Origin of the sequence: Thermobaculum terrenum ATCC BAA-798, from assembly GCF_000025005.1 — a bacterium.
GTDB classification, from domain to species: Bacteria; Chloroflexota; Chloroflexia; order Thermobaculales; family Thermobaculaceae; genus Thermobaculum; species Thermobaculum terrenum.
Map to the genome: position 1 here is coordinate 66,862 of NC_013526.1, position 19,582 is coordinate 86,443.

Here is a 19,582-nt window from a genome sequence, read left to right on the forward strand (position 1 = left end):
CAGAGCATAATCGTGTCAACAACGAGCGTGCGGAGGAGATATATGGCTACCGTTCTGGAGACATCCAGCTACACCGAGAGAACCGACCGGTACAGGGTATCCGTCGAGGAGTACATCACCTTCAGGCGGCAGGGCTTCCTGGTGGTGCGCGGGCTCGTGCCGCAGGCGGACATAGACTTGCTCAGGCAGCACACGGAGGACCTGATGCAGGGCAGGTTGCCCGAGCAGCGGTCCTCCAGATTGGATGAGAGGTATCGCTCGGACGCTTCGGGCGTGAGCGTGCAGCCGCTAGCGGCTCCTCCCGAGCACCTGTCGCCCGAGGAGAAGGCCCAGTACTTCCTGCGCATCCACATGCTGCACCGCAAGCTGGAGTTGCACGAGCGCTTCCTGCTACATCCCCGGGTGCTGGATGTGCTGGAGGTGCTCATAGGTCCGGATGTGTTGGCGCTGCAGACTATGCTGTTCCTCAAGCCTCCCGGCAAGCCCGGCCAGGGCTGGCACCAGGACTCGTACTACATCCCCACCCATCCGGACAGCCTCTGCGGCGCGTGGATCGCCATAGATGAGTGCGACGAGCTCAATGGTGCGCTATGGTTTGCTGTGGGCAGCCAGCACGAGCCAGTGTATCCGCCGAAGAAAGGCTATGGTTACGGGGACACGCAGATAGCCGACATCCAGAGGGTGGGAGGGGTGAGCAACCCCAACGACGAGGAGAACGACCTCACACCGATCGCCAACAAGTATCCCCAGGTGCTCGTGGCCGCCCAGCCTGGAGACGTGGTGTTCTTTGGGGGGCACATCCTGCACCGCAGCAAGAAGAACTTCACGACCGACAGGTTCCGCCGAGCCTTCGTCGGTCACTACTGCAACGCGCGGTCCTTCACCCAGTGGGGCGCGGACACCGAGCCGGACAATCCCCACGCCGCCACCGCGATCGACCCCGTCACCAAGATGACCAACGGCTCGCACATCCTGGCGCGGGGGGACACCCACCTGCCGTTCGCGAAGCCGAGGTTCGGCACTCCGTGCGCGGCGCTGCTCTCGCCCGAGGAACGCAGGCGGCAGCGGGAGTACGCTCTCGCCGCGATGGGCGACATGGACAGCGGCATGATGGGCATGGAGATGGCCGATCCCAACCAGCGCGACGATGACGATATGTAGGCGGGGTGTATGCGGAAAGGGGGAGGCTTACTCTGCCTCCCCCTTCTCGATCAGGTTCTGCAGCTTCTTGTACCAGCCCTTATCCTGGCGCTCTTGGCGCTTCTTGTCGCTGCCCGGAGGGAACAGCTTGGCATCGAGCTGGCGCGCCAGCTCCCTGCGCTGTGCGGGCGAGAGATCGGCGTTGGCTATCGAGTTCACCGCGGCATCTGCTTTACCTATATCGCCTGACCTCAATGCACCTATCTGGCGCTGGAGTTCTTCGAACCTGAGGTCCTGCCCCGAGGGCGCGGCGGTTGTGGTCGTGGTGGGCGAGGGGGTTCCCTCTGGTGCAGAGGCGACGGCCGTGGTCGCAGCGGATGCGGTCTCCTGAGCGCCTTCCTGGGTGGACCGCCTGAACCTGCCATAGCCGATAGAGGTCTTGGCTCCCGCCCCCAGGCTGTTCAGCGCTTCCATCAGGATCTCCTCGCCCTCCTCAAGCAGGCGCTCCCCCTTCTCTTTGTCGGTGCGCCCATCGCTGTTGCGGGCGATCGGGGCCAGCGCGAACTCGAACTCGCAGTCCGGCCCCACCGTCAGGAAGTACACGGGGTTGGGCGACTGCCAGTCAGCGGGCGGCTCGTGCTGCCCGTAGTAATCTGGGTAGTGGACGTTGAGGATATCCAGCTCGAGCTTGGGCAACGCTGTGGGGATGGCATCGAACACGATGAGGGAGCCCTCCCTGGGGCTGCGGTTGTATCTCTGCCGCTCGTCATCGCTGAGCTTATTGAGCAGGGCGTCCTCCTTCTCTATGCTCTCGTAGCCAAAGAGCTCTTCGACCTTCATCACCTTCTCGAAGTAGGATCTGATCTCCTCTGGGCTCGCGTCTTCCCCGGGGCGAAGGGGGGTTATAGATGCCCTTATCACGCCCTTGACGCCGGAGGCCGGCAGGTAGGGCACTCCCAGCGTGTGGTGCCACACGAAGCCGCTCTCCAGTGGGTGATGAGCGCCGGTACCGGACATGAAGCGCCACTCGGTCCGCAGCCGGATGGTCCTGCCCCCCAGCTTCCGCACCAGCTCCCTGCGCCGCTGCAAGTAGTCTTCCAGGTCGTTCTTTAACTCCCTTGCCCATTGATGAAGGGGCAGGAACTTCTGCAGGAAGAGCTTGATGACGGACTCTTGATTGCTACCATTTCGCCCTGTTTTGACCTCTTTGACAATGCCGTTCAGGGGGTCATTGCTGCTCCAGTGCCAGACGTCGATGAACTTGTCGTACAGCAGCGAGGGGTTGCCGACGCGATTCTTGAATGGTGCCACTTTGATGAACACATCCTGGACGGATTTATACAGGGGCAGATGGTTTCCATAGATGATATTTCGTTGATGCTGTTCCTGAGGCTTGGATGCGCTCCCGGTGCTACCCTTGGGGGTACCTTGTGGTCTGTTCTGCTGGCGGCGATCTCTGCTCTTGCTCATGATTATTGCCCCGGCCTACCGATGTATGCGTCTGAGAAGCGCTTCATCCACCCCAGCAGCTCCAGCACCTCGGTCTGCGCGCGTACGTAGGCACCCCTATCTCCCTCAAGGATGGCCTTCATGAGCCCGTTTTTACCGTACTCATCCGGGTAGATACGCCTCCTCATGATGATCCACTCCGATAGCTGCTCGTAGAGCTTGTAGCTCATCTTCTGCTCGTTCTTCTGGGCATCTGCCAGCAGGAACGCCAGCGACTGCCCAAGCCCGTTGTTCAGGATCATGCCGGGTAGCCGGAGGCAGAAGTTGGAGTAGTCCTCCTTCTTGTTATCCTCAAGCTTTGCGACCTCCAGCACCTTCTCCATGGCGTACTTAGCTCTCTGCTGAGACAGCGTCTGGCTCATTGTGCATTCCCTCCGGTATAGAGCTTGGTGAAGCACCATCCGTTGCCCACGGTCTCGTTGCCTCCGATCTGTACGGGCTCATCGTTCCCCAGGATCTCGCGCATAGCATCCATGACTTCTTTGGCGCTATCAAGACCGTTAGCTCGAGGTTCGCGCGCTATGACGAAGCTCCACAAGATCGTCTCGGAAGGCAGGGTCTCCTCCTGCCACAGGTTCTTGCTGGTCTTGGTGGCGTCGTCCAGCACGATGCGCGAGGCCACCTGTGTGCCGTTGACCGAGAGGTAGGCCATGTTCTCGTCGCTCACCACTACCAAATGCTTCTGGAGCTTGTCCATGAAGTGCTGCCCGATGTTCTCGGGCACCAGGTTCTTGGCTACCAAGGTGATCAGAGCCTTGAGATCGTCGCATTTTTCGGTCGCGAAGTCCAGATCCTCCAGCACGAGCCTGCCCCCTGAGTTCCGTAGCTCATCAAGATCTTCGGGGATCAGGGCGGTGTTGTCGTCGGTCACTGTGGGGACATGGAGGTCTTTGATGCCCAGTTGCTTCAGGTCTCTTACGAGGCGCTGCAGGATCATCGGGCAGGTTACCCAGAAGAAGACCGACTGAATGGACCTGACCGGCAGTGCCAGCAGCTTGGCCTCCCCGACGAGGACGGACCCCCCATGCTTGTCGCCCTCGCTGGTCTCGGGGCCGAAGACGGTCGTGAGCTTGCCGTTCTTGCCCCACTTATCGGTGGCGGTCTGGCGCAGGGCGCCCTTCAGGCTGGATCCCGGGATGACCGGGAAGTTGGTGTGCACCTCCCGCTGGATCGGTAGATCTATGGCGCCTATGGTAGATCCCGAGCCCGCGTGCATCGCGGTGACGGTGTAGAAAGTGACTATGGCCTTCTCCATCTGTTACCATCCTCCTATGATGCAGTGTCCGAATCCTAGTTGTGAGAATCCGCCTATCTTCTGGTCGTGCAGCGCTTGCAGGACATCCCTCCCGCTGGCCTCGGTCTCGAAAAAGTACACGCTCCCCGCGGGCACCGCCCTGTAGGTTCCGGAGGCTCTCTTGAGGGCGATGTCCCACCCTCCTATCTCTTGGTACCTCGAGATGCTGGCCCCGATGAGCCTGCAGCGGATGCCTCCCAGCTCTCCCTCCCAGCAGTCGTAGCTGCCTTGGCTCACCTTGCTGAACCCATCAGGCAGCCAGGCGTCCGGCGATTCCTGCACATCGGCGCTCTCGGGAGCAAATATCGCGGGCTGCAGGAGGGTGAGCTTGAACCTGTGGGTTTGGTCGATCATGTCCCTGACCTCCTCGGGAGGTGAGAGGTACATGGGCTGACCTTCTTGTACGCTCACGAACCTGCCCTCACCGCCCAGCGCCAGGAAATCCGGCCGCTCTAACTTTAATTCGCCCAAGTCGGCCCTGATACCCACCAGGAGGCTGACGTCGTCCCCGAAGCGCAGGGGACTGATGTAGTAGAGCATCCCCTCGACGGCGGTGCGCGACTTCTCCTGCAGGGCGAGTCCCACCTTGGCTTCCGTGTGCACCCGCCTGCGAGCGTTCTCGTCTATCCCACCCTCCAGGGTGCGCCTGTTGTAGCTCACCGTGAGCTCCACCAAGTCACCTGTCTCCAGCATCTGTCCAGTGAGGTAAGCCCTTAGGGTGCGCTCGTTCAGCCTAAGCCAGACGTTCTTGACCGTCTCGACCGCCTGTCCGTTGCCCTTGGTGACCGGCCTAATGAGGCGGATCCTGCCCAGGTCGGAGAATGCCGTGTCGTCGCTCGGGGCCACGTAGACCACCCCAGCCGACTGGGTGCCCTTCGGGCGTGCCAGGTCGCTTGGGGCGGGGATCAGTACCTCATCCCCCACGGCGACGAATGGGCCCACGAGGTCAAGCGTGGCCGACTTAGAGGCTGCAAAGCCATGCTTTGGTGATCCCACCAGCTCCAACAGCCTGGGGTGCTCGGTCTGCAGCTGTGCATATTGACTCACGTAGTCTTTGATGGAGACGCCGTTGGCCTCGAGCAGTCCTGTGCGTATGGCTCCCTGTATCACGGTGGGCGACGGCGGGAACTGGCTACGCACGTACCCCGTCTCGCCGGCGTTGAAGGGCTCGGTCCCTCTGAAGAAGAGCACGTCGTTGGGCACTAGTTTAAGCCAGGTATCACTCATGGGTTAACACCCCCTCCCTTGATTCCGCTCCCAGCTGCTCCTCCTGGAAGAAGCGCAGCAGGCGAAACACAGCGGGGTCGAGCTTGCCGTTATGTGTCGCTGCTTCCAGGAGAGGTGCGAGTCTCTGCTCAGCTTGTTCGATTGTATCTATCTGGTACTTCTTCTCCCTGCTGCCCCACAGCTCTACGGCCAGCAGCTTGCTGATCGCCTCCTGATCCAGCGGCGAGTGCTCGGACTGCATGGTGTTGAGCAGGTCGATGGCCTGGTACAGGAACCTGCTGGGATAATCATCCACCATGCCGGTCAGCCCTGTGAGCTTATCCACGATGGCGGAGGTACCCCCATCCGACCACTTGCGCGCCAGTCGGAGGATCTCGCCGCTGCCCCGCCAGACGCTGATGGCCAGGGCGTTCCTGCCGGCCTCCTCCTTGGCCACGTCCTCCAGCATGTGCGTCGTGCGGATCATCGTGCGCAACGGCAGGTTCATGGGAGCGAACAGCAGGCCGCCCGAGATCGTGAAATCCTCCCCTATGTCTCGGGATATCTGGGCGGTTGCCTCTACGTACGCCTGGCGGATCTTCTGTACGATCTCCAGCGCCAGGTTGATGGGCAACAGGGCAAGCACATCCTCACCACCGGCGTACACCAGCGCGGCCGGCGAGGGCCTCTGGCGGTAATCGTCAAAGATGGCTCTCACTTCCTGGCTGAATCGCAGTATGGCACCCGACAGTTCCCTCAGCTTGGCCTCCCTCTCCGGGTGTTCGCTGATCTTGGCCAGCCTCTGCCCGAGACGATCCCCGTCCATCGCGAGAACCGCCACGGTGTTGCCCGGCAGCCCTACTTTATCCTGCGTCCTGGAGAAAAATGCGTGCAGCTCCCGCAGGGCGTTGTCGCGCCTCTTCCGGTCCGTTATGAGCTCGTCGTAGTAGCTCTCGTAGAAGAAGTCCATGTGGCTAGCGTAGTCCATAGCCCGAAAGGAATTTCTCCCTAGCACATCGGCCAGGCTCCCGACGAACTCATCGGCAGCACGCAGAGCGCTGGAGTCGGCGATCACCCTTTCCCCCCACGGGTGCGCAGCGATGGCAGGAGTGGAGGGAAACTGCCCCTCCAGGTTCCACCCAATGCAGTCTTTTGCGATCCCCCTCTCGGGAAGCAGGCGCTTGGTCATGCACACTGCGCACAGCCTCTCTTTAGGGCCCAGGAGCCCTCTGATTCCCAATGGACCGCTGCGTAGCTCTTCCCAGAACTGCTGCCGATTGACTCTCTGCTTTTGGGAGCTGGGGGGCATGCCCAGGTGGCTTCGGTGGCCGCAGACTGTGCAGTTTTCGCCGCTCTCCAGCACGCTTCTGAAGTTGCGCAGGAGCTTGCGGCTGTTCAGCTGCCCAGATATGCCTCCCTCGGATACCACCCAGAAGATGGCCCAGGTATTCTTTATCTGTTGGTCCCAGAGCTTCTTCACCTCGTCGTCCATCTGCTGGTGATACCAGCTCTCGAGCTGCTGCCAGGCACGGGATGCGATCTCTTCCCACGCTTTTTGCAGCTCACCTTGGGCAGCCTCCGCCCATCTTCGGGCTGTCTGCTCATCGGGCACGCTCAGGGAGAACTGGTTGGGGAAGGATCCCGTATCGGGCTGGTCCTGGCTCTGACCGGAGAGCCTGCGGTAAATCGGGTCGTTGGTTATGTCGGGGAACAGACGTCCTTCTGCGTCGGGGTCTCCGTCTTCGCGAGCCTGCTCGATCGCTGCGTGGGCAGCGCGGACGGACAGGTAGCTTATCAGGAAGGATCCCGTGCGCAGGTCGGCCGTCTTGCGGGCCTCGGCCACGAACTCCTGCACTGGGGAGAAAGAGAACTGCAGCACGTAGTTCATAGCACCACCTCGGAGTTGGGCATCTTCCTCAAGAAGTCCAATATAGGCTTATAGCTTGGAGGTAGCGGTGTATTACAGTTCCTACCATTGCTTTCTAGTACTAGTTGACTATCCTTAGGCAGGAACTTCGCGGGTATAAAAGAGATAACGGGCACATACTGGTCGCTTGCTAGCTGATGGATGTGGATGAAGAGGGGGCTCGCCCTGCGGGTTATCTTCGTCCCTTGCAGCTCGGCCTCGGTCTGTACATTTTGCCTAGTATCTTTGAAAAAGTAATTATGCGGCAGCCCGAACAGCGCCCTTGGCGGTGGGTTCTGTGGGCACTCCCCTCTACTAGCAAAAGCCTTTACCTCTTGCGTCTCTGTAATGAAATCTTGTGGTCTCACTATCTGTGCAGGTTGGCCGCGCGTCCCTAATCTGTATTGAGACAGGAGAACACCTACCTTGTTGAGGGCTTTTTCCCAACTGTTTTCAGGCTCAAGGATGTAGACTCTTGTGTTCTTGGTTATGGCCGTGTAGTCTGGTAGCCCGCCCTGATCCTGTGAGCGTTGTCGGATCCTATCCAGCTTAACTTTTATGGCCTGCACGAGTTCATCTTTTGACTTGTAGATATCCCTGGTAGCCACCACCGATCCGAAGCCGCGCCGCGACCTGGATCCCATCCCCCCCAGGTGAGTCATGCACCATAGGGCATCCATGACCTCCTCCTCTTCTGAAGGAGTCAGGTCTCTAAGGCTTATCTGGACCTCAAACTCATACCCCGGCATTATCGCTTTGCGGTTTGACTTGGAGTCGGCAACGCCGTACCCAAGATAAGTTATGCCTACCTGGTCTCTTTTACCTCGGTAGGCCTCGATGCTGGGATCCTGAAGCTTGACTATTCTTATGTGTACCCTCGACTGGCCTTGATCTTTGCCAGCTCCACCAAAGATCTTCGACTCCTTCTTAACTATTTCGGGAATATCTTTATCTCCCTTAGCTTGATTGTCTTGTTCCTTTACTGCCACACTTTTGATAACTTCCGGCGGCTGTATTGCCCTCCACCAGAAGCGCAGCAGTCCCTTGATAGAGGACGGACGTAGCTCGGCCTGCGTGTTGTCTGCTCCCCCCATGAACAGCGGCGTCACGACCTTCATCCTAAGCTCTAACTCTTTCATTCCGCACCCCTCTATAGTAGTTTGATGATATTGTCCAGGCTGTCTCTTACATCTTTGGAAATCTGCTTGTGGCTATTCTGATACCAATCTGTGTTCATAGCTGCATGTGCTATAGGGTTACGATAACGGCTGACTAGCTTCCATGCTTGTATGAACTCCTCTGGGAACTGATTACTTTGAGAGCTCTGGCCATCCTTTTGATCGTTGCCAAAAAGCCTATCAGCGTAAGCTTCACGTGTCCGTTGACTCAGCCAACCCTGTACTTTGTTCCTTGCAGGTGTCTTCTTACATTCGTAGAGTATAGCTGCGGAGACCAACCATTCCCTTGCAAGGAGCAGAGCATTGCCAACCTGCTTGCTATTCAACTGCCTTTCTATGATCATCTTTTGCCGCTCTAGCTCATCCCGGGATAGCTTTATGTCTTCCTTCTTAGAAGCTTGATCTGTGGATACTTCGTTCAGTAGTTCCTTGAGCTTTTTCAGGAAGTCCCTTAATACCGGCCTAAATTTGTTTGTCCGCGTGCTAATTGTCTCCAGAAGACTACGCAGTTTGCGCGCTTCCATCCCCATCTCCAGCGGCATGGCATTTTGCAGGTAGAAATCTATCTTCTTCAAACTATCAACCAGCGCTGATGAGAATTGTTCCGGGATAAGGTTAGGATCGCTAGCGTTCTTACCTAGAAAAGATGATCTTATCCTCTCGGCTAGGGGCAATGTGATCAGGTGTTCGTCGAAGAGCCTCAGGCCGTAGGTCCAGTCAGAGATGGATGTTATGAGGGTGATGTCGATTATGGGAACCTCAGGTGTCCCGCCTTCCTGCCCCTGGCCAGCTGTTCCCTGCGTGTTCCCGACTGATTCGAAGGCCCCGTAGTAGATCTTCAGGTCAGCGGCCCTATTCAGGTACAGGTAGTACTGGGCAGCGGAGATCATGACGGTCGGCAGGGACCTAAAGCCGTTGGTGATGTCTATGATTATGTGGTCTCCCTGCTCGATATGCTTGCCTAACGTCTCGAATATCTGCCATAGTTCTTCCTTATCCTTGCCGTCGGGGATTTCCTCCACTCGTAGCTCCCACGCCCGCCCGCCCACACTCCTCTTTTCTTCGAACTCTTCATGCAGAAGTTTGTGGTTATCCGAATCCTTGACCCTTGCAGTTTCCAGAGCCACTATTTCCAGGGGCTGTCCGCACTCCACAGCCAGCTCGGCTAATCCCATAGCGGCGAACCTGGTTACACTGGACGTTCGCCCAGGGTCTCCCTCGATGTAGTAACGACAAGGATCGTACCGTCTTGTTCCCAGGGCGGTTATGAGCTTGGTCCTGTTCTCCATTGCTGCTTCCAAGGGCTCAGTTGCCCTCCCCCACAGTTTGAGCGTCAGCCTGCCTAATGAGCGCCAGGATCGTCTCCAGCCTGTCCGTGTTGAGTTCGAGCCCGGATACGGCCTCGGGCCTCATGCCACAGTGTGCCAGCTCGTTACGAATCTTCACGGTGGAGTCCCAGGCGTCGATAAGCTCGTTCATCAGCTGGTCATCCCGTGCGAAGTAGAGGGGTACATGGTTTCTTCGGCATCGGGAGAAGGTGTTCAGGTCGGCTTCGGCATCCCGACGCGTCCTGTCGTAGTCCAGCCAGGAGTCGCCCTTGCCCAGGGCGTACACATAGGCCGATACTATCCACTCCCTCATAAGGGTAACGCTGCTCAGGATGTTGCCCATGCGCTTGTAGCTTTCGATCAGCTTGAGTTGGCGCTCAAGCTCTTCGGGAGTTAGGGGGTAAGTGGGCTTCTCTTTGGGATCTATGCCCACACATATATTCCTGGCCTGCCTCTCGATCTTCTCCCAGAAGTCCTGAATGGGTGGGAAGCTGGGGAACTCGGCGCGGGCCTCCTCAGCTCTCTGGAGCAGCTCGCTGGCCTTTATCCCCGCCTCTATCGGGAGGTTGTTGTGCAGAAGCCTGTCCAGCTCCTTCAGGGCCGTGGAGACTTTTTTTATGCGCGTGAGCCTCTGCCCCTGCCAGGAAGGGTCAACGTGCGACCGCTTCTGGGTCTGTTCGATCTGATCTGCCAACGGGGCTGCTACCAGGCGCTCCTCGAACAGCTTGGCGCCGTAGGTCCAGTCGGCCAGCGCCAGGATCATGTCGAGCGATATTACAGGCGTGGCTTCCTCAGGAGGCCTGCTAGGCAGAAAGGCAGAGTAATACACATTTAAAGATGACAGCGGCTTGTTGAGCCTGTAGTACTGCAGGGCGGTGACCATCACCACCGGGATGGATCTGAATCCGTGAGTAATGTCGACTATCACGCTGTCGTTGACTTCCAGGGCGTGCCCTATCTTCTCAAATATCTCCCACAGCTCGGCCTCGCTCATGCCCTCGGGTATGTCCAGGGGCTGATAGCTCCAGCCGTGTGCCTGCACGGCCTTGGCGTAGTCGGCGTAGTGCGTGCTGTTGGGATTGTTGCGCGCGCCCCCGGTCCACAGCGCCACCACGTGCAGGGGTTCTCCATGCGGGCTAAGGATCTCCCCCAGGGCGATAGAAGAGAACTTGTTGGGGCCGGAGACCTCGTCGTCGAGCTTGTATCTGACTTCGCTGTAGTTACCGGTGCCAACGGCGGTGACCAGCACTCTGCGCCAGTTAGAGGAGTCAGCTTCCTGCATGCAAAGGTCCCTTTCTGTACAGATAAGTTTGCACGTATTATTGCACTGTGGACTACATCTTTCAATAGTCAAAGAGTAATATTGGGGCAAAAAGATATATGATTTTGTTAGAAGGTGGAGATCAGGGATGGGGCTCGATGGCGAGGCCCAGGGGGTTGGGGGATATCTCCCTGGTGGCTTGGGCTCCCAGGAGGGTCCACATGTCGTCCATAGCTATGCCGTCGGGCTGGAGCGGGAGCAGGCTGTGGAAGGTCTCCACATCATGGGCGGTCCACAGGTACACTCCCTTGTGCCTGTCGCGGATGGCCTGCACCACGGTGGCGGACGCAAGGGGGTAGTGGAGCATGATGGCATCCACCTGCGAGACCTCCAGCAGCAGGTCCAGCTGGTCCACGAGCCAGGACCTCAGGGGAGAGGTGCCGGCCAACAGGTACCATAGCGGCACCCGCCGCAGCCCGGGGACTTCCGCAAGCAGCCTTCGCAGCCGCGATGGTGACGCCGAGATAGATAGCCCCGTCGTGATAGCTGGGTCATGGTGCTTCAGCCTCAGCAGCACCTCCGGCGAGCCCGAGCTTACGATCGTGCGGCAGGTGAGATCAAAGCTCCGGAGCAGCCTGGCGACGTGTCTCTCGGCCCCGAAGCCCTTCCAGTCGAAGTTCAGCCCCATGTCCGAAGACGCCACCAGCTCGAGAAAGGGCTCCACCGGCGGGTAAGGTCTGGGTGGCTCCTTGCCGTTGGGGTAGAGGTCGTGCGTTACCACTAGTTTGCCCTGGGCATCATTCCAGACGTCGAACTCCACCCAGTCGGCCCCGAGGCCCAACGCCTCTCGCACGGCTTGCAGGGAGTTCTCGGGGATCCAGGCGTTGTGCGCGCCCCTGTGAGCGATGGCTATCGTGCGGCCCCGGGTTTGGCATGACATCTGTTTGACACTCTCCGTCGCTTTTCTCCAATGACATTGTAGCGCGAGGAGGTTAAGCTCGAATTAAAAGAAGATAAACTTTGGGTGACAAACTCCCTGTCCCCTTAATGCTCTATTGAACATCAGGGAGAGCGCCGATTGCTCGGCCAGCTCTCATGGTGCAGGCGGTCCAGCGCGGTCACGTAGTAGGCGTACCCCTGTCCTTGACTCGCGGAGGTGTCAACGTAGGTCTGGGAGCTTGAGCTCTCGACACGGCGCACAGTGGCGATCAGTTGCCTGGGGTCATTGAAGGCGCAGACGTCTTGGGGGCGCACCTTGCTATCGAAGCGGTAGATCGCGTAGTAGGCGGCGCTGTTGTCGTGCGGGATCGCTCGCCATTCCAGTTCGACCCCTTGTGGGTTGCGCCGGGCCTGCGTCAGTGCTACGTGGTGAGGGGCAACTCCTCCCAGCCAAGGCATGACTGGCACGAGCGCGGGGTGGCGATACAGCTCCTGCTCCAGGCGATCTCTGAACCCTAGGGGGTTGGCCAAGAGGTTCGAGATCCGGAAGTAGATATCGCCCTTGACCTGAGAATACTGTAAGTTAAACCACAGGTGATTGGGCATCTCATCTGGGTCGCTCCACTCTGGGGACTGCGTGCTTGCGCCTATCTTGTACGCGGCCTGTCCTATGTATAGGTGCACGTTCGTGCCCTCTACTACCTGGGCCCACCAGGGGACAAGCGCCTCGTACGCCGCGGGAGCAAAGTGGAAGCTCCAGTAGATCTGGGGAGCTATGTAGTCCAGCCAGTTGCTCTTGACCCACAGCCGAGTGTCGGCGTAGATGCCGTCGTAGCTCTGGAAGCCGGAGGTGTCGGACCCTAGGGGATCGGTGGATCTGTTGCGCCATATGCCAAATGGGCTGATGCCGAGCTTCACCCACGGCTTCGTGCGCTTGATCAGCACCGAGAGCTCCTGCACAAGCGTGTTCACGTTGTGCCTGCGCCAGTCAGCCTTGCTGGCGAAGCCAGCACCATACTGCTGGTAGGTAGCTTCATCTGGGAACTCGTTGTTGCCCGAAGGGTATGGATAGAAGTAGTCATCAAAGTGTACGGCGTCTATGTCGTATCGCTCCACGACCTCAACAATCGATGCCTCGATCAGCTGGCGCACCTCCGGCAGTCCTGGATCGAACCACAGCTGGCCGCCGTAGGCGCGTACCCAGTCGGGATGCTGCCGGGCAGGGTTATTGGGTGCGAGCCTGCTGAGGTCGCTCTGCAGACTCACTCTGTAGGGGTTGAACCAGGCGTGGAGCTCAAGGTTACGGCTATGGGCCTCATCGATCGCAAAGGCCAGCGGGTCGTAGCCTGGGTCTTGTCCCTGCACGCCGGTTAGATACTGGGACCACGGTGCAAGCTGGGAAGGATAAAATGCGTCCGTTGTTGGCCTGATCTGGAGCACGATGGTGTTCATTCCCATTCCTTGGGCCGCATCAAGCAGGGCTCGCAGCTGTGCCTTCTGCGTCTCCGCTGGCAGACCAGGCTGAGAGGGCCAATCCAGGTTGCTCACGGTAGCGATCCATACCCCTCGGAACTGGCGCTTGGGCATTATGCCTTCGGGATCGGGGCAGCCATCGCCCACCAGCTCCTTTGTGCCTGCCACCGCGCTACGGGACCGCGCTAGCAGGGGTAGGGCCGCTAGCCCTGCAGCCGCACCTTGGATGAACGTTCGCCTGCTTATGGTGCTCATCTCTCGCTCCTCACTTTTTGCATACGCATGTCTGAACGACAAACATTCTTGCAGGAATGCAAATGCCTGTCAACCATTGTCCAGGAGGGGCGTTCTGGGAGGTAACGGCCACGAACTATTGACATAAGTGCTCGAAAGGGGGTTAATATAGTTGCTCATTGGCAAAGGCTGAAGAGCGAGGAGGTCTGCTATGCCAACAACCCGGCGACGCACCATGCCTGTCACCTTGAAGCGTCCAGTGCTGCTGTGGTCGATATACGCCCGGTACCGGCTGGGCGCTGCGGAGCCATCGCCCCTGGTGCTCCTCAAGCAGCGCTGGCTGGATGCAAGGCTTACCATCGAGATGTCACGTGAGGCCGGGCGCAGGATGCGCGTGCAGCCCTCCCGACCAGCCGAGCCCAGGGCTTCCTCAGGGGATGTCCTGCTAGGAGGTCTGATCGACCCCAGAGCCTACATGCCTATGAATCCCGATGGAGTGCCGGTCTACGACTGGGACTTCCCACACTACGTGCTCTCCATGAGCGTCGATGATGCTGATCAAGCTGCTGCCGGCGAGGAGTCCGGTCTGCCGTGGTACAGAGCGGCGCTCCGTACCCTGCTGCATCGGTAGCCCCCTGGAGCCCTCGCTCGTCGCACCCCAGACCATAATTCCAGCTCCCCAGGGACGGAGGTCATCGGTGACCGTTTCTGTGCAGGCATATGGTCTGTGCCGATCTCCTCGGGGTTGAACCCTGTGAGGGCTCACGTGTCCTCTTCCACCCCTAGCTATAGCGCCTGTATTTTCGTATAATTGTATACAAAAATGCAGAAATACGCGAACCAACAGGCGGTTGTTAAGTGGAGCTGAGAAGTCGAAGATGGTTTGACAGGCAGGGCGAGCTCGGGCTGCAGCACCGGTCGGTGCTGCGTACCCTGGGAATGAATCCCGAGTTGTTCCGGGGTAAGCCCGTGATAGGCATAGCCAACACATGGAGCGAGCTGAACAACTGCAATCTGGGGTTGCGAGCGTTGGCCGCCGCTGTCAAGAGAGGGGTGATGGCTGCCGGAGGGGTCCCTCTGGAGTTCAACTCCATATCTCTGGGCGAGGAGCTGATGAAGCCTACCGCCATGCTGTACAGGAACCTGCTCGCCATGGAGGTCGAGGAGACCCTGAGGTCCTACCCGATAGACGGCGTGGTGCTGCTCGGAGGCTGTGACAAGACCATACCAGCGCAGCTAATGGCGGCCGCCAGCGCCAACATCCCGGCGATTCAGGTGTGCGCAGGTCCCAAGATCCCTGGCTGCTGGCGGGGGCACAGGCTAGGATCGGGGGTTGCTCTGTGGGAGTACATGGACAAGTACAGGCTCGGGGAGGTGGATGGGTCGAGTGCCGAGGAGCTGGAGGCGCGCTACTCGGCCAGCGTCGGCACCTGCAACACTATGGGAACCGCCTCCACGATGGCTGTGCTGGCCGAGGCGTTGGGCATGATGCTGCCTGGCACATCCACCATCCCAGCCGTGGATTCCAGAAGACTCGCGGCTGCCGAGAAGAGCGGCTTTGCGATCGTCAATCTGGTCCAAAGGCAGATAAAACCCTCGGATATCATGACCCGGGACGCGTTCGAGAACGCATTGATAGTCTACTCAGCGATAGGGGGCTCCACGAACGCGGTGATCCACCTCCTGGCGATGGCTGGCAGGCTGGGAATCGATCTGCAACTTGCAGATTTCGATCGTGTGGCTCGCATGGTCCCGATGCTGGTAGATGTGGAGCCGTCCGGCGAGAAGCTGATGGACGACTTCGACGCAGCGGGCGGAGTGCCCGCGCTGATGCGCGAGCTCCAACACATGCTCTCGCTAGGCTGCCTGACGGTCACCGGTGAGACTCTGGGCAAGAACCTGGAGTCAGCCCCAGAGCCACAGGGCGACACCATCAGGTCGTTGGCCTCTGCCCCCTATGCGGACGGCAGCATAGCGGTGCTCCATGGTAACCTCGTGCCGAGGGGGGCTATCCTGAGGACCAGCACGGCTTCTCCCGATCTGCTACGGCACTCTGGGCCCGCGCTGGTCTTTGAGAGTTATGAGGATATGCTCCAGAGGATAGATGACCCTGACCTGCCGGTGACCCCGTCCTCTGTGCTCGTGCTGCGCAATGCCGGGCCGGTCGGTGGGCCGGGTATGCCCGAGTGGGGTGCCATCCCCATACCACGCAAGATGCTATCCAGGGGCATCAAGGACATGTTACGCATCAGCGATGCGCGCATGAGCGGCACCAGTTCGGGCACCATAGTGCTGCACGCCTGTCCCGAGGCAGCCGTAGGGGGGCCTCTGGGATTGCTGAGGGACGGGGACATGGTGGAGATAGACGTTGCCTCCCGCAAGTTATCTGTGCTCCTGGATGAGGAGGAGATGGACCATCGTAGGCAAGAGTGGAGGCCACCTCCGCGCAAGCACGTCCGGGGCTACCCCCTGCTCTACATGGAGCACGTCCTGCAGGCCGATGAGGGCTGCGACTTCGATTTTCTTAGGCTGGTCCCAGGGGAAGATCTGGGCCTGGTTGAACCGGTTGTAGGTAGATCCTGAGAGAATTCTTGATCCAAAGGAGGAGGAGATGGCACCAAGAATAACGATCATAGGGGCTGGCAGTGCTGTGTTCTCTCTTAGCCTCATACGAGATCTCTGCCTGACTCCCAATCTAAGTGGTAGCACAGTCGTGTTCATGGATATAGATCCAGACAGGTTGGATGTCGTGTACAACCTTTGCCGTAGGTATGCCACGGAGGTGGGCACACAGCTTTACCTTGAGAGCTCCACGGATCGCAGGCAGGCGCTGCAGGGGGCGGACTTTGTGGTGAACACCGCACTGGCTGCGGGTCACCATAGGCTGCGTGAGGGTTGGGATAAGGCGCGCAAGCTGGGTTATCGCCTCGGCGGTAGCCTTCACGTGATGCATGACGAGGCCTTCTGGATCAACTTCTACCAGATCAGGCTCTTCGAGGAAGTCCTCCAGGACATTATGGAGCTATGCCCCGATGCCTGGTACCTACAAGTAGCCAATCCGGTCCTGGCTGGCATAACCTATCTGTCCCGCAAGTACCCCCAAGTCCAGATGGTCGGCCTATGCCACGGTTTCTCCGGTGTGTATCACCTGGCAGATGTGCTCAAGCTCGACAGAGACAAGCTCACCTTCCAGGTGCCTGGGGTCAACCACCACGTCTGGCTGACGCATATCTACCATAACGGTCAGGATGTCTTCCCTCTCCTCGAGGACTGGATAGCGCAAGAAGCTCCAGCCTATTGGGAGAACTGTGGCTGGAGTGATGATCTCGGGCCCAAGGCCATCGACCTCTACCGCAGGTTCGGGGTGTTCCCTATAGGCGACACCTGCACCCCGGGAGGCGGATCATGGCCCTGGTGGTACCATACCAGCGAGGAGGTCGAGCGGTGCTGGCGGGAGGACCCGGCAGGCTGGTGGCAGCGCTATTTCCAGTGGGGGGAGAGCAAAGTTAGGCAGATGGCCCAGCTGGCAGCTGATCCAAACGCCAGGCTCATCGATCATTTCCCTCCGAAGGCTTCGGGCGAGGTCATGGTGCCTATGATGGAGTCGCTGTACTTTGATGTGCCCAAGGTGCTCATAGGGAACGTGCCGAACACGCACGAGTTCGTGCCGGGCCTACCGAGGGATATCGCCGTGGAGGTGCCTTTGCTGGCGAGCAGGCGAGGCCTTGAGCCCGTGCACACTGATGGCCTGCCCGGACCCGTCATCGACCACATACTTCGCGACAGGGTAGCTCCGGTCAATATGGAGCTTGCAGCCTACGAGCACGGTAGCTTGGAGCTGCTGCGCCAGCTAGTGCTCATGGACCCATGGACCCGCTCCGAAGAGCAGGCAGCTAAGTTGGTTGAGGAGATACTTAGCCTGCCAGGGCATGAGGCCATGAGGGAGCACTACAGGTAGAGTGCTCCCTCATGGGGCACAGGAGGTGACGGTGAAGATGCTCTCGGGCAGTACGTGCAGCTGCAGCTGCCGAGAGAGCGGAAACCTGTACAGCATCTCGCAGTTCAGCTCCCTGGTCGTCGCCCAAATCGAGCACTCCCTGCCTCCCAGGGACGCTTCGTCTGCGTGCTCAAGCGCGAGGCGCAGGGAGATGTGATCCTGTCCCTCGTTGAGGCCGACAATGGTGATACCCTCTGCGTGGGTGAACGCGAGGCAAGTTACCCCTGAGTAGCTGGTGGTCACCGCCACCCTGCGGGCCCCCGCACGCACGAACCTGTAGATCTGTTTGGCGGCGTAGTACCTCTTCTTGGGGAGGTATCGGCCCAGGGCAGTGCGCAGCAGGCCATATATGCTCCAGGACTCATCGTGGCGATGGTAGTTATCGTAGGCGTCCCATACCAAGGCTGCCTGGGCACCATCTTGAAGCCCTCGCAAGAGGCGGCGTGTGGAGGCCACCGCTACTTCCCATTCCTTCTCTCCGGTCTGGTCCAGGTCCCCGTACTCGGTCAACCAGTATCTCCATGGCAGGTCAAGATCTTGGATAAAGCGGCTTACGGAGTCTAGAGGTATATCCGAGTAGCAGTGCATCCCGACCACGCCTACCGCGTCCCGGGCGGCGGGCTCGCGAGCTATGGCCTGGATGTAGTCGAGGTTATATCTGCCCTGGTCGGCCACCACCAGCTTGACGTCCCTTAGCCCCAAATCCCGCAGCCCAGCGGCAAGCAGTGCCGTCGCCTCGGCCACGATCTGGGGTTCCGCGCTGGGGCCCTCTGGGAGGCCAAGGTCCGTCTCGTTGAAGGGACCGAAGAGTTTTACTGGCAGACCCTCCTTGTGTCTGGCCCAGTCTACCAGTGACACCAACAGCTCACAGTAGGCCTTGATGTCGGTGAGGCGATCTTGTTCGTCACACATCCAATTGGGCACCCGGCCGCTGACGTTCAAGAGGATAGTCGCACCCTTGCTCGCCAAGTAGCGGGCCGTCTCCCAGGCTTCTCCGAAAGGTGGTGACCTGTACGCTGCCTCGTAATTTATCCGGTTGAGGGCGCTTTTGCCGAGCTCACCCATCGGATCTATCCAGTCGGTCGTGCCGTAAGGGTCCAGCCGAAAGATGCTAGCTCCCAGGTCGTCCACCAGCGTGTCCAGCACGGGAGCCAGCTTGCCATCTCTCCAGTGGGAGACGGGGTTGATGTTGACCCCGAAGCCATCTATCTCCTGGTATTGGGACTCCAGGTCCACCCTTACATCTACAGCTACCATCTCAGCTCCTACTTGATAGATCCTATCACCAGCCCCTGCCTGATGTAGCGCTGCATCAGGATGTAGATGCCCATGGGGGGAATAGACGCTAGCAGCAGTCCAGTGATGAGTAGCGGATAGTCGCTGCTATACCTACCGACTATGGTGGCGACCGCGACCGTGATGGTCATCTTGTTGTCTGACTGGAGGAATATCAGGGGCAGAAGCAGGTCGTTCCACCAGCCGGTGCAGTTGAATATCAGCACGGTGATGATGCCCGGCACGCTGAGCGGCATCACCAGCCAGAGGAGGGTCTGCAGGAAGCCGGCACCATCGACCTTCGCTGCCTCCAGCACCTCGTTCGGTATGCCCCTCATGATAGCGCTGAGCAGGAAGATCGTCCCAGGCACGCTAGTAATCCCCCATAGCAGCACGACGGACAAGTAGTGGTCCACCAGCCCCAGTTTGGACATCAGCAGGTAGTTGGGGATTATAAAGGTTATGGTTGGGATGATGAGCGTGGAGATGATCGCCATCCGTAAGAAGCCCCTTGCAGGGAAGTTCATCTTGGCTAAGGCGAATGCCCCAGGGATAGAGATAGCCAAGGACAGGGCTGCGGCCAACAGGATGTACAGCAGCGTGTTGAAGAAAAGCCTTGGCAGATCGAACCTGTAGAACATACCTATGTAGTTATCCAGGTATGTCCAGTGCCTCGGCATCCCTAGGGGATTGGTAAGATACTCGGCGTTCGTCTTCAGGGTGTTGGCCGCCATGAAGAAGATCGGGTACAGATCTACCACCGCCACAAGCGTGAGGATCAGGGAGATCAGCCATCTCCAAGCCTGCTCTCTGTGGGGAAAAGCGCTTGCTCTGATCATGCA

The 19,582-nt window shown here is 59.1% G+C and carries 16 protein-coding genes; 4 read left to right on the plus strand and 12 right to left on the minus strand.

What is annotated here, in order from left to right; genetic code table 11:
- Positions 1 to 42: 42 nt before the first annotated feature.
- Complete coding sequence (locus tag TTER_RS09880; RefSeq protein ID WP_012875883.1) at positions 43 to 1,161, plus strand: phytanoyl-CoA dioxygenase family protein; 1,119 nt, start codon at positions 43 to 45, stop codon at positions 1,159 to 1,161.
- Positions 1,162 to 1,188: 27 nt separating this feature from the next.
- Here TTER_RS09880 and cmr6 read toward each other — a convergent pair whose 3' ends face one another.
- From cmr6 to TTER_RS09925, 10 genes are all read right to left on the minus strand, one after another.
- On the minus strand, positions 1,189 to 2,610 hold the full coding sequence (gene cmr6, locus TTER_RS14880; RefSeq protein WP_012875884.1) for a type III-B CRISPR module RAMP protein Cmr6: 1,422 nt from the start codon (positions 2,608 to 2,610) through the stop codon (positions 1,189 to 1,191).
- A gap of 2 nt (positions 2,611 to 2,612) precedes the next feature.
- On the minus strand, positions 2,613 to 3,011 hold the full coding sequence (gene cmr5 / locus TTER_RS09890) for a type III-B CRISPR module-associated protein Cmr5 (RefSeq protein ID WP_012875885.1): 399 nt from the start codon (positions 3,009 to 3,011) through the stop codon (positions 2,613 to 2,615).
- Positions 3,008 to 3,904: a type III-B CRISPR module RAMP protein Cmr4 gene (gene cmr4, locus TTER_RS09895; protein ID WP_012875886.1), complete on the minus strand. Its 897-nt coding sequence runs from the start codon at positions 3,902 to 3,904 to the stop codon at positions 3,008 to 3,010. Before cmr4 ends, cmr5 begins: the two co-directional genes overlap by 4 nt.
- 3 nt (positions 3,905 to 3,907) lie before the next feature.
- Positions 3,908 to 5,170, minus strand: a complete 1,263-nt coding sequence (gene cmr3, locus TTER_RS09900) for a type III-B CRISPR module-associated protein Cmr3 (protein ID WP_012875887.1) — start codon at positions 5,168 to 5,170, stop codon at positions 3,908 to 3,910.
- Complete coding sequence (cas10, locus tag TTER_RS09905; RefSeq protein ID WP_012875888.1) at positions 5,163 to 7,037, minus strand: type III-B CRISPR-associated protein Cas10/Cmr2; 1,875 nt, start codon at positions 7,035 to 7,037, stop codon at positions 5,163 to 5,165. Before cas10 ends, cmr3 begins: the two co-directional genes overlap by 8 nt.
- Positions 7,034 to 8,194, minus strand: a complete 1,161-nt coding sequence (gene cmr1, locus TTER_RS09910) for a type III-B CRISPR module RAMP protein Cmr1 (RefSeq protein ID WP_012875889.1) — start codon at positions 8,192 to 8,194, stop codon at positions 7,034 to 7,036. Before cmr1 ends, cas10 begins: the two co-directional genes overlap by 4 nt.
- Positions 8,195 to 8,205: 11 nt before the next feature.
- On the minus strand, positions 8,206 to 9,522 hold the full coding sequence (locus TTER_RS09915) for a TM1812 family CRISPR-associated protein (protein WP_012875890.1): 1,317 nt from the start codon (positions 9,520 to 9,522) through the stop codon (positions 8,206 to 8,208).
- A 16-nt stretch (positions 9,523 to 9,538) separates the two neighbouring features.
- Positions 9,539 to 10,843: a TM1812 family CRISPR-associated protein gene (locus TTER_RS09920; RefSeq protein ID WP_012875891.1), complete on the minus strand. Its 1,305-nt coding sequence runs from the start codon at positions 10,841 to 10,843 to the stop codon at positions 9,539 to 9,541.
- A 121-nt stretch (positions 10,844 to 10,964) separates the two neighbouring features.
- Positions 10,965 to 11,762, minus strand: coding sequence for a glycerophosphodiester phosphodiesterase (locus TTER_RS14885; protein WP_012875892.1), 798 nt, complete (start codon positions 11,760 to 11,762; stop codon positions 10,965 to 10,967).
- 122 nt (positions 11,763 to 11,884) lie between these two features.
- Positions 11,885 to 13,489 carry a glycoside hydrolase family 10-like protein gene (locus TTER_RS09925; protein WP_012875893.1) on the minus strand — a complete coding sequence of 535 codons (1,605 nt, stop codon included), beginning with the start codon at positions 13,487 to 13,489 and terminating at the stop codon, positions 11,885 to 11,887.
- Between the two features lie 190 nt (positions 13,490 to 13,679).
- Here TTER_RS09925 and TTER_RS09930 point away from each other — a divergent pair, with 190 nt between their 5' ends.
- From TTER_RS09930 to TTER_RS09940, 3 genes are all read left to right on the plus strand, one after another.
- Positions 13,680 to 14,099, plus strand: coding sequence for a hypothetical protein (locus TTER_RS09930; RefSeq protein ID WP_012875894.1), 420 nt, complete (start codon positions 13,680 to 13,682; stop codon positions 14,097 to 14,099).
- A 227-nt stretch (positions 14,100 to 14,326) separates the two neighbouring features.
- Entirely contained in the window at positions 14,327 to 16,051 is a 1,725-nt protein-coding gene (locus TTER_RS09935) for a dihydroxy-acid dehydratase (RefSeq protein WP_012875895.1), read from the plus strand.
- Between the two features lie 28 nt (positions 16,052 to 16,079).
- Positions 16,080 to 17,426 carry a family 4 glycosyl hydrolase gene (locus tag TTER_RS09940; RefSeq protein ID WP_012875896.1) on the plus strand — a complete coding sequence of 449 codons (1,347 nt, stop codon included), beginning with the start codon at positions 16,080 to 16,082 and terminating at the stop codon, positions 17,424 to 17,426.
- 9 nt (positions 17,427 to 17,435) lie between these two features.
- Here the strand turns inward: TTER_RS09940 and TTER_RS09945 are convergent, their stop codons facing one another.
- Together TTER_RS09945 and TTER_RS09950 are read right to left on the minus strand one after the other, a co-directional pair.
- On the minus strand, positions 17,436 to 18,722 hold the full coding sequence (locus TTER_RS09945; RefSeq protein ID WP_012875897.1) for a glycoside hydrolase: 1,287 nt from the start codon (positions 18,720 to 18,722) through the stop codon (positions 17,436 to 17,438).
- Positions 18,723 to 18,730: 8 nt separating this feature from the next.
- A complete protein-coding gene (locus TTER_RS09950) occupies positions 18,731 to 19,579 on the minus strand; it encodes a carbohydrate ABC transporter permease (protein ID WP_012875898.1) in 849 nt (282 codons plus the stop codon).
- Between the last annotated feature and the right edge of the window lie 3 nt (positions 19,580 to 19,582).

Bases quoted from the DNA above. Each gene is read 5' to 3' on its own strand.
- TTER_RS09880 (WP_012875883.1), top strand. From the start codon at position 43: ATGGCTACCGTTCTGGAGACATCCAGCTACACCGAGAGAACCGACCGG.
- cmr6 (WP_012875884.1), bottom strand. From the start codon at position 2,610: ATGAGCAAGAGCAGAGATCGCCGCCAGCAGAACAGACCACAAGGTACC.
- cmr5 (WP_012875885.1), bottom strand. From the start codon at position 3,011: ATGAGCCAGACGCTGTCTCAGCAGAGAGCTAAGTACGCCATGGAGAAG.
- cmr4 (WP_012875886.1), bottom strand. From the start codon at position 3,904: ATGGAGAAGGCCATAGTCACTTTCTACACCGTCACCGCGATGCACGCG.
- cmr3 (WP_012875887.1), bottom strand. From the start codon at position 5,170: ATGAGTGATACCTGGCTTAAACTAGTGCCCAACGACGTGCTCTTCTTC.
- cas10 (WP_012875888.1), bottom strand. From the start codon at position 7,037: ATGAACTACGTGCTGCAGTTCTCTTTCTCCCCAGTGCAGGAGTTCGTG.
- cmr1 (WP_012875889.1), bottom strand. From the start codon at position 8,194: ATGAAAGAGTTAGAGCTTAGGATGAAGGTCGTGACGCCGCTGTTCATG.
- TTER_RS09915 (WP_012875890.1), bottom strand. From the start codon at position 9,522: ATGGAGAACAGGACCAAGCTCATAACCGCCCTGGGAACAAGACGGTAC.
- TTER_RS09920 (WP_012875891.1), bottom strand. From the start codon at position 10,843: ATGCAGGAAGCTGACTCCTCTAACTGGCGCAGAGTGCTGGTCACCGCC.
- TTER_RS14885 (WP_012875892.1), bottom strand. From the start codon at position 11,762: ATGTCATGCCAAACCCGGGGCCGCACGATAGCCATCGCTCACAGGGGC.
- TTER_RS09925 (WP_012875893.1), bottom strand. From the start codon at position 13,489: ATGAGCACCATAAGCAGGCGAACGTTCATCCAAGGTGCGGCTGCAGGG.
- TTER_RS09930 (WP_012875894.1), top strand. From the start codon at position 13,680: ATGCCAACAACCCGGCGACGCACCATGCCTGTCACCTTGAAGCGTCCA.
- TTER_RS09940 (WP_012875896.1), top strand. From the start codon at position 16,080: ATGGCACCAAGAATAACGATCATAGGGGCTGGCAGTGCTGTGTTCTCT.
- TTER_RS09945 (WP_012875897.1), bottom strand. From the start codon at position 18,722: ATGGTAGCTGTAGATGTAAGGGTGGACCTGGAGTCCCAATACCAGGAG.
- TTER_RS09950 (WP_012875898.1), bottom strand. From the start codon at position 19,579: ATGATCAGAGCAAGCGCTTTTCCCCACAGAGAGCAGGCTTGGAGATGG.